The sequence below is a fragment of the Rhodococcus sp. LMD genome (assembly GCF_056108245.1).
On record NZ_CM148557.1, the window covers coordinates 3,247,878 to 3,261,587 of the forward strand.

11 protein-coding genes are annotated in these 13,710 nt (G+C 70.2%); 4 read left to right on the forward strand and 7 right to left on the reverse strand.

Features of this window, described 5'->3' with window-relative positions; genetic code table 11:
- Positions 1 to 60: 60 nt before the first annotated feature.
- The 5 genes from serA to ACWPQI_RS14960 form a co-directional block, all read right to left on the reverse strand.
- On the reverse strand, positions 61 to 1,653 hold the full coding sequence (gene serA, locus ACWPQI_RS14940) for a phosphoglycerate dehydrogenase (RefSeq protein WP_010596566.1): 1,593 nt from the start codon (positions 1,651 to 1,653) through the stop codon (positions 61 to 63).
- A 212-nt stretch (positions 1,654 to 1,865) separates the two neighbouring features.
- Positions 1,866 to 3,644, reverse strand: coding sequence for a SulP family inorganic anion transporter (locus ACWPQI_RS14945; protein WP_302069557.1), 1,779 nt, complete (start codon positions 3,642 to 3,644; stop codon positions 1,866 to 1,868).
- Positions 3,645 to 3,720: 76 nt separating this feature from the next.
- Positions 3,721 to 4,722 carry a ketol-acid reductoisomerase gene (gene ilvC / locus ACWPQI_RS14950; protein ID WP_029540232.1) on the reverse strand — a complete coding sequence of 334 codons (1,002 nt, stop codon included), beginning with the start codon at positions 4,720 to 4,722 and terminating at the stop codon, positions 3,721 to 3,723.
- A 50-nt stretch (positions 4,723 to 4,772) separates the two neighbouring features.
- Positions 4,773 to 5,276: an acetolactate synthase small subunit gene (gene ilvN / locus ACWPQI_RS14955; protein ID WP_010596569.1), complete on the reverse strand. Its 504-nt coding sequence runs from the start codon at positions 5,274 to 5,276 to the stop codon at positions 4,773 to 4,775.
- Positions 5,273 to 7,219: an acetolactate synthase large subunit gene (locus ACWPQI_RS14960; protein ID WP_026137646.1), complete on the reverse strand. Its 1,947-nt coding sequence runs from the start codon at positions 7,217 to 7,219 to the stop codon at positions 5,273 to 5,275. Before ACWPQI_RS14960 ends, ilvN begins: the two co-directional genes overlap by 4 nt.
- 266 nt (positions 7,220 to 7,485) lie before the next feature.
- On the opposite strand from ACWPQI_RS14960, the gene ACWPQI_RS14965 reads away from it, so the two are divergent.
- Positions 7,486 to 7,959 carry a PH domain-containing protein gene (locus tag ACWPQI_RS14965; protein ID WP_043805945.1) on the forward strand — a complete coding sequence of 158 codons (474 nt, stop codon included), beginning with the start codon at positions 7,486 to 7,488 and terminating at the stop codon, positions 7,957 to 7,959.
- Positions 7,960 to 8,080: 121 nt separating this feature from the next.
- Positions 8,081 to 9,922, forward strand: a complete 1,842-nt coding sequence (gene ilvD, locus ACWPQI_RS14970) for a dihydroxy-acid dehydratase (protein WP_010596572.1) — start codon at positions 8,081 to 8,083, stop codon at positions 9,920 to 9,922.
- Between the two features lie 54 nt (positions 9,923 to 9,976).
- Here the strand turns inward: ilvD and ACWPQI_RS14975 are convergent, their stop codons facing one another.
- Positions 9,977 to 10,768 (reverse strand): DoxX family protein, encoded by a 792-nt coding sequence (locus tag ACWPQI_RS14975; protein WP_061064830.1) that lies wholly within the window; start codon positions 10,766 to 10,768, stop codon positions 9,977 to 9,979.
- Positions 10,769 to 10,880: 112 nt separating this feature from the next.
- Here ACWPQI_RS14975 and ACWPQI_RS14980 point away from each other — a divergent pair, with 112 nt between their 5' ends.
- Complete coding sequence (locus tag ACWPQI_RS14980) at positions 10,881 to 11,993, forward strand: PQQ-dependent sugar dehydrogenase (RefSeq protein WP_017682351.1); 1,113 nt, start codon at positions 10,881 to 10,883, stop codon at positions 11,991 to 11,993.
- A gap of 24 nt (positions 11,994 to 12,017) precedes the next feature.
- Here ACWPQI_RS14980 and ACWPQI_RS14985 read toward each other — a convergent pair whose 3' ends face one another.
- Complete coding sequence (locus ACWPQI_RS14985) at positions 12,018 to 12,968, reverse strand: linear amide C-N hydrolase (RefSeq protein ID WP_119699862.1); 951 nt, start codon at positions 12,966 to 12,968, stop codon at positions 12,018 to 12,020.
- A gap of 277 nt (positions 12,969 to 13,245) precedes the next feature.
- On the opposite strand from ACWPQI_RS14985, the gene ACWPQI_RS14990 reads away from it, so the two are divergent.
- Positions 13,246 to 13,662, forward strand: a complete 417-nt coding sequence (locus ACWPQI_RS14990; protein ID WP_268965604.1) for a VOC family protein — start codon at positions 13,246 to 13,248, stop codon at positions 13,660 to 13,662.
- The last annotated feature ends 48 nt before the right edge of the window (positions 13,663 to 13,710 follow it).

Here is a 13,710-nt window from a genome sequence, read left to right on the forward strand (position 1 = left end):
TTCGCGACGACGGCCGCGACCGTGTTCGACGATCGCGGCCATCGGGTACAGCGGGGTGGTTCAGGACAGGTCGACCTGCGCGACGCGGGCGTCGAGCTGCTCCACGATCTGGGCGACCTCGGCGTCGCCGACGACCCGGTCGACCCGCAGGATCACCGTGGCGCCGGGTCCTTCGACGTCCTGGCTCAGCGCCGCCGCCTGGATGTCGATCCCGGCGTTGCCGAGGACCGTGCCGAGGACCCCGAGCACGCCCGGCCGGTCCTCGTAGTGGACGACGAGGTTGTGGCCCTCGGCACGCAGGTCGAAGCTGCGGCCGTTGATGTTGACGATCTTCTCGATCTGCTGCAGGCCGGTCAGCGCGCCGGTGACTGTGGTGACGAGTCCGTCGGCGGCCACGGCGCGGACCTCCACCGCGCTGCGGTGCGTGGAGGCCTCGCTGTGCTTGTCGACCTCCACACTGACGCCGCGCTGCTCGGCGAGGGCCGGGGCGTTGACGAAGGTGACCGGCTCGTCGCTGCTGGCGGAGAACAGACCGCGCAGTGCCGCGAGGCCCAGGATCTCGACATTCTCCGCGGACAGCTCACCGCTGGCGACGACCTGCACGTTCTGCACCGCCTCCGGCGACAGCGTGCCGGCGATGAGACCGAGCTTGCGCACGAGCTCGAGCCACGGTGCGACCTCCTCGCCGACCGGACCGCCGGAGACGTTCACGGCGTCCGGGACGAACTCGCCGGCCAGAGCCAGCAGCACGCTCTTGGCGACGTCGGTGCCGGCGCGGTCCTGGGCCTCGGTCGTGGAGGCGCCCAGGTGCGGGGTGACGACGGTGTTGTCGAGGTCGAACAGCTTCGAGTCCGTGCAGGGTTCGGAGTGGAAGACGTCGAGGCCGGCGGCCCGAACCTTGCCGGAGACGAGGGCGTCGTGGAGGGCGTCCTCGTCGATGAGACCACCGCGGGCGGCGTTGACGATGATGACGCCGTCCTTGGCCCGCGCGAGGCGCTCGGCGTTGATCAGCCCCGCCGTCTCCTTGGTCTTGGGCAGGTGCACGGAGATGAAGTCGGCGCGCTCGATCAGCTCGTCGATGTCGACCAGTTCGATCCCCAGCTGGGCGGCACGGGCCGGCGGCAGGTAGGGGTCGTAGGCGATGACGTGGGTCTCGAAGGCGGCGAGACGCTGGGCGAACAGCTGTCCGATCCGGCCCAGGCCGACCACGCCGACGGTCTTGCCCAGGATCTCGGTACCGTTGAAGCTCGACCGCTTCCAGGTGCGCTCACGCAGCGTGCGGTCGGCGGCGGGGATCTGCCGGGCCGTGGCCATCAACAGCGCCACGGCGTGCTCGGCAGCCGAATGGATGTTGGACGTCGGAGCGTTGACGACCATCACACCGCGTTCGGTGGCGGCCGGGATGTCGACGTTGTCGAGGCCGACGCCGGCGCGACCGACGATCTTCAGCTTCGTGGCGGCGGCGAGGACCTCGGCGTCGACCGTGGTCGCCGAACGGACCAGCAGGGCGTCCGCCTCGGGCACCGCCGCGAGCAGCGCGGGACGGTCCGGGCCGTCGACCCAGCGCACCTCGACGCCGTCACCGAGCGCATCGACGGTCGACTGCGCCAGCTTGTCGGCGATCAGGACAACGGGACGGCCATTCTGGCTCACGTGCGAACTCCCCTGTGGTTGGTTTGTCTGACGGGTCGTCGACGGCGCCGCACCCCGAGGTGCGCGAAGCAGCCGTGACCCGGCTCAGTTTAGTGCGTACGTGTCTCTTCCGGACCGCCACCCTGCGAGCCGCAGTGGATTTCGCGACGGGCGTGCCGGCCGGGGCAGCGCCCGGTCGGCGGCACGCGCCGGCCGGCACCGGGTGCGGGAGCTCAGCGCCGACGATTTCTCTTGCGCGGCAGCGACTTCGGCACGCGACCCGCGGTGTGATCGGGGTTACCGCGCGGCGAAGGTTCCGGGGACGACGACGCCGCGCGGTGCCGGAACGCGACGACCGCTGTCCGCACAGTGGGATAGAAGCGGTCGGGGGTGAACCGGTCCCCCACCCCGAACTGTACGAGCCGGTCCTTGATGGGCCCCTTCATGGCGGCGAAGGCCAGGCGGATCTTCCTGCCTGCGAGGTATCGGTCCAGGTCGACGAGTTCGTCGACGGCGGTGGTGTCGAGACCGGTGATCGGTTCGGCAGCGATCACGACCCATTCGACCGGCTCGGGCGATTGCGCGACCAGCGAGCGGACGTAGTCGTCGAAGATCGAACCGTTGGCGAAGAACAGGGGGGCGTCGAACCGCACCAGCAGCAGACCGGGGATGCGATGCCCTTCGGGGTGACGGTTGATGTCGTGGAAGCCCGCGACACGGGTGAGCTCGACGAGCTCGGTGCGGTACGGCGACCATGCGTGCCCCACGACGGCGACGAACGAGAGGCCGATAGCGACGAGGATCCCCTCCAGAACTCCGACGAGCGCCACCCCGAGGAAGGCCGCCGCCGCGAGGCCGGCCTCGATCCGGCTCATCCGCCACATGCGGACCACCCCGCGCACGTCGATGAGCGCCGAGGCCGCGACCAGGACGACCGCTGCGAGCGTCGCCTCGGGCAGATAGGCGGTCACGCCGGGGGCGAGCAGCACGAACAGCAGGACAGCGACGGCGCCGACCACCCCGACGAGCTGGGTGCGGGCGCCGTTCTGCTCGGCGACGGGCGTGCGGGACGAGCTGGCCGAGATGGGGAATCCCCCGAACAGACCGGTCGCGACATTGGCGGCGCCGATGGCCTTCATCTCGGTACTGCCGTCCACGTCGTCGCCGCGGCGGGCCGCGAAGGTCCGCGAGAGCACCCCCGTGTCCGCGAACGCGATGAGCGCGATGCCGGCTGCCGGGCCGAGCAGCGCGAGCACGTCGGCCCAGCTCACCGCGGCCACGGACGGTGCCGGCAACCCGGAGGGCAGCGCCCCGACCATGGCGATCCGCTCCGTCAGGCCCAGCAGCGCGGACACCCCACACGCTCCGGCCACGGCGACCAGGACACCCGGGATGCGCGCCCGCAGGAGGCGGAACGCCACGATCACCACCAGGGACGTCACCCCGACGGCGGTGGCGACGGGGTCGACGTCACCCGCGGCGACCGCGCGGACGATCGCGGCGAGGTCCTGGGGCAGACCCGGTTCGTCGATCGCGAAGCCGAACAGTGTCGGCAGCTGCCCCACCACGACGACCAGCGCGATGCCGTTGAGGTAGCCGAGCCTGATCGGTTTGGACAGCAGTTCGGTGACGAAGCCGAGCCGCAGGAAACCGGCGGCGACGAGGATCACACCCACGAGCAGGGCCAGGACTCCCGCGAGGGCCAGGGCCTCCTGTGGATCGCCGGTCGCGGCGAGCGGGAGCACCGCCGCGGCGATGAGCGGCGCGAGGGCCGAATCGGGACCGAGCACAAGCACTTTCGACGGCCCCAGCAGGGCGTACACCAGCAGCGGGACGATCGTGGCGTACAACCCGGCGTAGGCGGGCAGGCCGGCCGCCGTCGCGTAGCCCATGCCCGCGGGGACGAGCAGCGCGGTGAGCGCCAGACCGGCGGTGAGGTCGGGGCGCAGCCACTCCCGCCGGTAGGTGCGGGCAACGGCGACCCCCGGCAGCTTTCCCAGACCCCAGGACATCAGGGCATTATCCACCCGGGAACGCCGACGGCCCGGCACCACAGCGGTGCCGGGCCGTCGAAGCGGCGGGATCCGATCAGGCGGTCTCGGTGATCGGCCGGTCCACCCAGCTCATCAGGTCGCGCAGCTGCTTGCCGACGACCTCGATGCCGTGCTCGGCGTTCTGCTTACGCAGGCCCTCGAGCTCCTTGTTGCCGCCCTCGACGTTCGCGACGAGACGCTTGACGAAGGTGCCGTCCTGGATGTCCTTCAGGATCTCCTTCATGCGCTCCTTCGTGCCGGCGTCGATGACACGCGGGCCGGAGAGGTAGCCACCGAACTCCGCGGTGTCGGACACCGAGTAGTTCATGCGGGCGATGCCACCCTCGTACATGAGGTCGACGATGAGCTTGAGCTCGTGCAGCACCTCGAAGTACGCCATCTCCGGGGCGTAGCCCGCCTCGACCATGACGTCGAAACCGGTCTTGACCAGTTCCTCGGTGCCACCGCAGAGCACGGCCTGCTCACCGAACAGGTCGGTCTCGGTCTCCTCCTTGAAGGTGGTCTTGATGACGCCGGCGCGGGTGCCGCCGATACCCTTGGCGTAGGACAGCGCCAGCGCCTGGCCCTCCCCCTTCGGGTCCTGGTGGACGGCGATGAGCGCGGGCACGCCCTTGCCGTCGACGAACTGCCGGCGCACCAGGTGGCCGGGGCCCTTCGGGGCGACCATCGCGACCGTGACGAACTCCGGTGCCTCGATGAGACCGAAGTGGATGTTCAGGCCGTGGCCGAAGAACAGCGCGTCGCCGTCCTTCAGATTCGGCGCGATGTCCTCGGTGAAGATCGACGCCTGCGCGGTGTCGGGCGCCAGCACCATGATGACGTCGGCCCACTCGGAGACCTCGGCCGGGGTGCCGACCGCCAGGCCCGCCTCCTCCGCCTTGGCCCGCGACTTCGAGCCCTCCTTCAGGCCGATGCGCACCTCGACGCCCGAGTCACGCAGGCTCAGCGAGTGCGCGTGTCCCTGGCTGCCGTAGCCGATCACCGCGACCTTGCGGCCCTGGATGATCGACAGATCGGCGTCGTCGTCGTAGAACATCTCGACTGCCACAGTTGTTACCTCTCTCAGCAAATAAGGGTGTGTTCAGGCTAACGGGTGGCCGTGATCGACTTCGGACCGCGTCCGACCGCGACGACCCCGGACTGCACGATCTCGCGGATGCCGTAGGGCTCGAGCATCCGCAGCAGGGCGTCGAGCTTGGAGCGGGTACCGGTGGCCTCGATGGTGAGCGATTCGGGCGAGACGTCGATCACCTTGGCGCGGAACAGATTCACCGTCTCGATGACCTGAGTGCGCACGCTCGCGTCCGCCCGCACCTTGATCAGCAGCAGCTCGCGGGCGACCGAGGCATCCTCTTCCTGCTCGACGATCTTGATGACGTTGACGAGCTTGTTGAGCTGCTTGGTCACCTGCTCGAGCGGAAACTCGTCGACGGTCACGACGATCGTCATCCGGGAGATCTCCGGGATCTCGGTGCCGCCCACCGCGAGGGACTCGATGTTGAACCCGCGGCGGGAGAACAGGCTCGCCACGCGGGCCAGCACGCCCGGCTTGTCCTCGACGAGAACGCTGAGGGTGTGACTGGTGCTCACTGACGATCCTCTCCTGGTGCTGCGGCACCGCGCTGTTCCGGGTGCCGCTCGTGCTCGAGTGCCTCGTGGATGACGGCCGGCTCCGCGGCCGCCTCGTCCTCGTCGAAGAGCGGACGGATGCCCCGCGCCGCCATGATCTCGTCGTTGCTGGTGCCGGCGGCGACCATCGGCCACACCTGGGCGTCCTGACCGACGATGAAGTCGATGACGACCGGACGGTCGTCGATGGACTGCGCCCGGCGGATCGCCTCCTCGACGTCCTCCTCGCGCTCGACCCGGATGCCGACACAGCCGAGAGCCTCGGCCAGCTTGACGAAGTCGGGGATGCGCAGGGTGTGGGTGGACAGATCGGTGTTCGAGTACCGCTCCTCGTAGAACAGCGTCTGCCACTGCCGGACCATGCCGAGGTTGCCGTTGTTGATGAGTGCGACCTTGATCGGCACACCCTCGACCGCGCAGGTCGCCAGCTCCTGGTTCGTCATCTGGAAGCAGCCGTCACCGTCGATGGCCCACACCTCGGCGTCGGGCACACCCATCTTGGCGCCCATGGCCGCCGGCACGGCGTAGCCCATGGTGCCCAGCCCACCGGAGTTGAGCCAGGTCCGCGGCTTCTCGTAGTCGATGAACTGCGCAGCCCACATCTGGTGCTGCCCGACGCCGGCGCAGTAGATCGCGTCCGGTCCGGCGAGCTTGCCGACCATCTGGATCACGTACTCCGGCGAGAGCATGCCGTCGGCCGGCCGGTCGTAGCTGAGCGGGTAGGTGCGCCGGATCCCGTCGAGGTACTCCCACCACTGGGCGTAGTCGAGCGTGGTACCCGTCGCGAGATCCGCCCGGATCGCCTCGATCAGCTCGACGATCACCTCCTTGCAGTCACCCACGATCGGCACGTCGGCGTGCCGGTTCTTGCCGATCTCGGCCGGGTCGATGTCCGCGTGGATGACCTTCGCGTCGGGCGCGAACGAGTCGAGCTGACCGGTGACGCGGTCGTCGAACCGTGCACCGAGCGTGATCAGCAGATCGGACTTCTGGAGGGCGGCGACCGCCGCGACGGTGCCGTGCATGCCGGGCATGCCGCAGTTGAGCTGATGGGTGTCGGGGAAGGCGCCGCGGGCCATGAGAGTCGTGACGACCGGGATACCGGTGAGCTCGGCCAGCTCGAGCAGCTCCGGAGAGGCCTCCGCCTTGATCACGCCGCCGCCGATGTACAGCACGGGCGACTTCGCCTCGGCGATCAGGCGTGCGGCCTCACGGACCTGCTTGCCGTGCGGCTTGGTGACGGGACGGTAGCCGGGCAGGTGCATCTCCGGCGGCCAGCTGAAGGTGGTCTGGGCCTGCAGGATGTCCTTCGGGATGTCCACCAGGACGGCCCCCGGACGGCCGGATGCGGCGAGGTAGAACGCCTCGGCGAGGACGCGGGGGATCTCGGCTCCGTCGGTCACGAGGAAGTTGTGCTTGGTGACGGGCATGGTGATGCCCGAGATGTCGGCCTCCTGGAAGGCGTCGGTGCCGATCAGACCGCGGCCGACCTGACCCGTGATCGCCACGACGGGAACGGAGTCCATCTGCGCGTCGGCGAGCGGGGTGACGAGGTTCGTGGCGCCGGGGCCGGAGGTGGCCATGCACACGCCGACCTTGCCGGAGGCCTGGGCGTATCCGGTCGCGGCGTGGCCCGCGCCCTGCTCGTGGCGGACCAGCACGTGCCGGACCTTCTGCGAGTCGAACAGCGGATCGTAGACGGGAAGGATCGCACCGCCCGGAATGCCGAAGACCGTGTCGACGTCGAGCTCCTCGAGGGCTCGGACCACCGACTGGGCGCCGGTGACCCGCTCGGGGGCGACCTGGCGTCGGGTACCGGGCTGGGCGGCCGCGGCCGCGGGCGACGGGGCCGCAGCCCCGGGCTTGCGCGGCGACGGTTGAGGCCTTGCGGTTGGTGCGCTCACTGCGATTCCTCTGGTTCTGGCTCCGGGCAACAAAAAACCCCCGTCAGCAGCATCTGCTGTACGAGGGTGGCGCGTCGTGGGCGAGTTGCGAGAAGCGGCTCAGGCGACGACGCGCCGGCCGATTACGAGCAACCCATTCTGATTCACGCGCTCGACGGTAGGCGCGCGAACGTCCGACAGTCAACTTGGTTCGGTCACCTGTCCCAGAATGTGAGATGCCTCGGCTGCAATGGGAAGATGGTGAGGTGTCATCTCCACAGCAGCCCGTGCCACCACGCCCATCATCCCATACGGCGGAACAGCAGCCGCAGGTCATCCAGATTTCCCGGCTCGCCCTGCTCGCGTGCGGGTTCGTGCTGCTCGGAGTGGCCTCTCCGGCGCTGGCCTGGCCCGCCGCGTTCGGCTGGATGGTGGTGATCCCGTTCCTCGTCGCCGCGTGGGTGCTGCGGGTGCGCACCGTCGTCGGCCCCGAGGGCATCACGGCCCGATCCGCGTTCTCCACCCGGACGCTCGAGTGGGACGAGCTCGACGGGCTGCGGTTCCCCAAGCGGGGCTGGGCACGCGCGCGCCGCACCGACGGCACCGAGGTACCCCTCCCGGTCGTCACGTTCGGCCGCCTCCCCCAGCTCGCCGCGGGCAGCGGCGGGCGCATCACCGACCCGTACGCCGCCGCGCACGACGCGCAGGCACGGGAACAGGCCGCGGACACCGAGCCGGACGCGGACGTCGAGTCGAAATAGCACACGGGTAGATTCGACGTCGCCCAGGCCCGCTCCCGCCCCGCCCGGGGGAGCCCGGCCCCCGGTGTCGCCGCGCCCGCGCAGCATGCAGCCCGAAGAGCCCTAGCCCCCGAGGAATCCGATGCCCCCGTTGAGGTCACGCACCACCACCGCCGGACGCAATGCCGCCGGGGCCCGCGCCCTGTGGCGCGCCACCGGCATGACCGACTCCGACTTCGGCAAACCGATCGTCGCGATTGCGAACTCCTACACGCAGTTCGTGCCCGGCCATGTCCACCTCAAGGACGTCGGCGACATCGTCGCCGAGGCGGTCCGGGCCGCGGGCGGTGTACCGCGCGAGTTCCACACCATCGCCGTCGACGACGGCATCGCCATGGGTCACGGCGGCATGCTGTACTCCCTGCCCAGCCGCGAGATCATCGCCGATTCGGTGGAATACATGGTCAACGCGCACACCGCCGACGCGCTGGTGTGCATCTCCAACTGCGACAAGATCACCCCGGGCATGCTCAACGCTGCGATGCGCCTGAACATCCCGACGGTGTTCGTCTCGGGCGGTCCGATGGAGGCCGGCAAGGCGGTGGTCGTCGGCGGTGTCGCACAGGCCCCCACCGACCTGATCACGGCGATCTCGGCGTCGGCCAACGACGCCGTCACCGACGAGGGCCTCGACGAGGTCGAGCGCAGCGCCTGCCCGACGTGCGGGTCGTGCTCGGGCATGTTCACCGCGAACTCGATGAACTGCCTGACCGAGGCGCTCGGACTGGCACTGCCCGGCAACGGCTCGACGCTGGCCACCCACTCCGCACGCCGCGCGCTGTTCGAGCGGGCCGGGACCACGGTCGTCGAGGCGGCGCTGCGCTGGTACCGGGACGAGGACGAGTCGGTCCTGCCGCGCAACATCGCCTCCCCCGCCGCGTTCCGGAACGCCATGGCGCTCGACGTCGCGATGGGCGGCTCGACCAACACCGTGCTGCACACGCTCGCCGCCGCGCAGGAGGGCGAGGTCGACTTCGACCTCACCACGATCGACGCGATCAGCCGCAAGGTGCCGTGCCTGTCGAAGGTCTCCCCCAACTCGGACTACCACATGGAGGACGTCCACCGGGCCGGCGGCATCCCGGCGATCCTCGGTGAGCTGCGCCGGGGCGGCCTGCTCGAGACGGACGTGACCACCGTCCACACCGCGAGCTTCGACGAGTGGCTCGACACGTGGGACATCCGTTCCGGCAAGGCCTCCGACGAGGCCGTCGAGCTGTTCCACGCGGCTCCCGGCGGCGTCCGCACCACCGAGCCCTTCTCCACCGACAACCGCTGGTCGTCGCTGGACACCGACGCCGCAGGCGGCTGCATCCGGGACGTCGAGCACGCCTACACCGTCGAGGGCGGACTCGTCGTCCTGCGCGGCAACCTCGCCCCGGACGGTGCGATCCTCAAGACCGCCGGCATCGACGAGGATCTGTTCACCTTCGAGGGCCCGGCGCTCGTCGTCGAGTCGCAGGAGGAGGCCGTCTCGATGATCCTCGGCAAGAAGGTGCAGCCCGGTGACGTGGTGGTGGTCCGCTACGAGGGACCCGCGGGCGGCCCCGGCATGCAGGAGATGCTGCACCCCACCGCGTTCCTCAAGGGCGCGGGCCTGGGCAAGCAGTGCGCCCTGATCACCGACGGCCGCTTCTCCGGTGGCACCTCCGGGCTGTCGATCGGGCACATCTCGCCCGAAGCTGCGTCCGGTGGGGTCATCGGTCTGCTCGAGAACGGCGACCGGATCCGGATCGACGTTCCCTCGCGCACCCTCGAGGTCCTCGTCGACGACGCCGTTCTCGCCGAGCGGCGCGCCAAGATGGAGGCGTCGGAGCGGCCGTGGCAGCCGGTCGACCGGCAGCGCACGGTCACCACCGCCCTGCGCGCCTACGCCGCGTTGGCCACCTCGGCCGACAAGGGGGCCGTCCGGAAGGTGCCGTAGGCACCGGTGTGTCCTTCGGGCTGCCCTGGCCGCCCGAAGGACACACCGGCCGCGTCAGCGGCCGAACAGCCAGAGGCAGACCCCGGCGGCGACGCCGAGCAGCAGTGCGACGAAGGAGCCGATGAACGGCCGGGTCGCCCAGCCGCGGGTGCCGTCGATCGCGATGCGGCCCGGACCGGTCAGGACGATCACGGCCGCAGTGGCCGCGAGCAGGGTCTCGTACTCGACCCCGTCGGGCGCGAAGTACTGCAGTCCCGGCTCGGCGGACTGCCGGAACAGCCACGCGTTGATCATGATCGCCAGCACTGCGGCGGCGGCCAGCGGGGTGAGCAGCCCGAGGATCAGCAGCGCTCCGGCCGCGACCTCCCCCACCGCGCCGAGCACCGCGAGCAGGGCCGGACGCTGGTAGCCGGCGTCGGCGAGCATCGCCTCGAACCCGTCCATGCCGGGACCGCCCCACAAACCGGTCAGCTTCTGCAGCCCGTGCACCACCATCGTGCCGCCGACGACGAGCCGCAGCACGAGCAGCCCCAGGTCCAGGGTGCCGCGCCGCGCCTCGGCCGGACCGGTCGACACCCCCGCCTCCGCGTCGACGGCGGCCGCGGTCGCGCCGCCGGGCTCGTACCGGTACAGCTGCTCGGTCGGCGCGACGCCGGAGTCCTCGTAGCCGTACTGCGCCGGCCGGTCGAAGGCGGAGTTGTCGAGGTCGAGGTCGTCGTCGGATTCGAGCATCGACGAACGAGGGCGCCGCAACTCCAGCGTGGGTTCGTCGTAGGGACTCGACACCGGCTCCGCGGCATCCTGCGGCGTCGGCTCCGGGATGTGGTCTTTCGCCTTGTCGGTCACCGAACCAGGGTAGGTCGACCGGGTGGGCCGACCCGGGAACCGAGGCGGGGCGCGCCGCCCCGGTAACGTCATGGACATGACGAGGCGCGCGAGAGTCGGTGGGTCGCGACGGATGCGAACGACGGTCGCGTCGATCGTGGGTCTGCTCGCCCTCACCACGTCGTGCGCCCGGTTCGACGACGCAACCACCACGCCGTTCACCCCGGAACCGAGTTTCGACGCGGGCGCCGAACTCGAACCGCTCGAACCCCCGACGGCAACCACGACGACGGGCGCACCGCCCACACCGCCGGGCCCGTGTCAGGACCCCGATCCCGCGGTGGTCGCCACCTGTCTCGATACCACCGGCGGACTGGTCACCCTGCCCGACGGCGGTTCCGCTCTCGTCGCGGAGCGGCGCACGGGCCGGATCCTGCGGGTGGCGCCGCAGACGGAGCCGGTGGAGGTGGCGACCGTGCCGGTCGACGGATCCGGCGACGGCGGGCTGCTCGATCTCGCGCTGTCGCCGACCTACGACGAGGATCGGCTGCTCTACGCCTACATCACCACCCCGACCGACAACCGCGTCGTGCGGCTCGCCGCGGGCGACGTCCCCAAGCCCGTGTTCACCGGGATCCCGCGGGGGGCGAGCGGGAACGCGGGCGCGCTCGAGTTCACCTCCCCCACCGACCTGGTGGTGCTGACCGGCAACGCCGGAGATGCGGCCGCGGCGGCCGATCCGGGGTCGCTCGCCGGGAAGCTGCTGCGCATGCCCGTGCCGGCGCCGGGTGCGGCTGCCGCGCCGTCGGTCGTGCTGTCCGGGATCGGGACGGCGGGTGACGTGTGCCGGGACCCCGCCGGAAACCTGTGGATCACCGACCGCACCGTCCTCGAGGACCGGCTGCAGCGTGTCGACGTGGACGGCGCGGTGAGTGCATCCCCGGCGTGGACGTGGCCCGAGCGTCCGGGCGTGGCCGGATGCGCGGCCGGCGCGGACGCCGTCGCGGTGTCGCTGACGGACGGCAAGGCGGTGGCGGTGGTTGCCGTCGACCCCGGAACCGGGGCGGTGACGGCCGCGCCCGTGACGGCCGTGCAGGACCGCTACGGCCGGCTCGGCGGCGCGGCGGTCGGTGGCGACGGGCAGCTGTGGGTGTCCACCGTCAACAAGTCCGGCGGCGAACCGGGCCCGAACGACGATCGGGTCGTGCTGATCCAGTTCCCCGCGGGGGGCGGCGGCTTCGACTAGCCGGACCCGTTCGGCACGGGTCCTTCACGACAGCGTGAAGGGCGGTTCGGCCGCGTCGGTGAACGCGCCGCTCACGTTGCCCAGCAGACCCGGTTTCGACAGGTCGAGCCTGCGGCAGGTCGAGAAGTCCAGGTCGGCCGACCGGGTCCACACGATGTTCGGGCTGAACGACGACTCGAACATGTACAGTCCTTCGGTCAGGTCCGTCAGCGTGCGCCAGATCGTCATCGAGATGTTCGGCCGTTGCGGATCGGGCTCGCCGAACGGTTGCGCGACGTTGCGCATGACGCTCAGCAGCGCCGCATACGCACGGGCCGGCGTCTCCACGGTGGGCAGCCGGTCGAGATAGTAGCTTGCCCGGACGAAGCGGTCGGACGCTTCCGTCGTGCCCGGCAGCGGCTCGGATCCCCCGAAGCCGGTGAAGTTCTTCCGGAGTTCGATCTGCTCGTCGTACGGCGGCGAGTTCGTCATCACGGTGTGTGCGCGGTCGTGGTGTACCCGCAGCGTTCCCCCGATGTGCTCGAGGATCAAGGAGTCGCCGTTCGCGTCCTCGAGGGCGAGATGCACGGTTGCGGGACGCTGGGACCGCGGTTCGATCAGCGGACGGACCTGGAAGGGCCGGTCGGCCATCAGCGCGAGACACTCGTCGACGGTCCCGCACAGGTCCAGGAAGATCTGCGGCCACAGGGACACCGCGAGCGCGGGAACATCCGGGTTCCGTTCCCCGAAATCGGCTTCCGCGAGCCACAGCACGTGGGCGGCCAGACCGGCCTCGTTGATCCCGTCGCTCGTGGCGTTGTCCCAGACGGTGGCCACCAGGCTGCCGTAGCGGGCCGTCCAGGCCATGGGGTCGGGATCACGGTCGTGCCCGATCCGGTCGGCCCCGCGCGGCAGCGACCACAGGTTCGTGTCCATCTCCTCGCGCCAGTCCATGTTCCGGCCGACGAGAACGCCGTGCCCGCTTCCGGTCCACATTGCCCGAGTGCACATTGATCCTCCACGATGTCCGACGGGAAATCCGGCCGCCCGTGCGCCGCGAGCGTCGACCCGCTCCCCGCGACGACAGTGACGATACGGACGTTTCGGTCGAATCTCAGCACTTTCGCGGAGGACCCGCCCCCACGACGGTCCGAATCACTCGACTTCCACTGTGTGGCAACTGCTTCCGTCACACTTCCCCGCTCAGCCCGCGACGGTGCAACAATGTCGCCGATCGGTCCGAAGCAGTGGCACGCCCGAGGGAGGGGCCCGCATGACCACACGCCTGAATCCGTACATCAGCTTTCGCGACAATGCCCGCCAGGCCATGGAGTTCTACCGATCCGTGTTCGGCGGAGAACTGGACCTGAGCACGTTCGCGGAGATGCACGCGAGCGACGACCCGTCCGAGCAGGACAAGATCATGCATTCGATGCTGGCGAGCCCGAACGGTCTCGTCCTGATGGCGGCGGACACCCCCGATCAGATGAGCCACAACCCGGGAGACAACATCTCGATCTCGCTCAGCGGCGACGACGAGGCCGAGCTGCGTGGCTACTGGGACAAGCTGAGCGACGGCGGAACCGTTGCCATGCCGCTCGAGCGAGCACCGTGGGGCGACCAGTTCGGCATGTGCACCGACAGGTTCGGCATCCAGTGGATGGTGAACATCGCCGGCGAATCGCAGTAGACACACGAGAGAGGGTGGCCTGCCGTCCCGGCGGGCCATCCTCTCTCG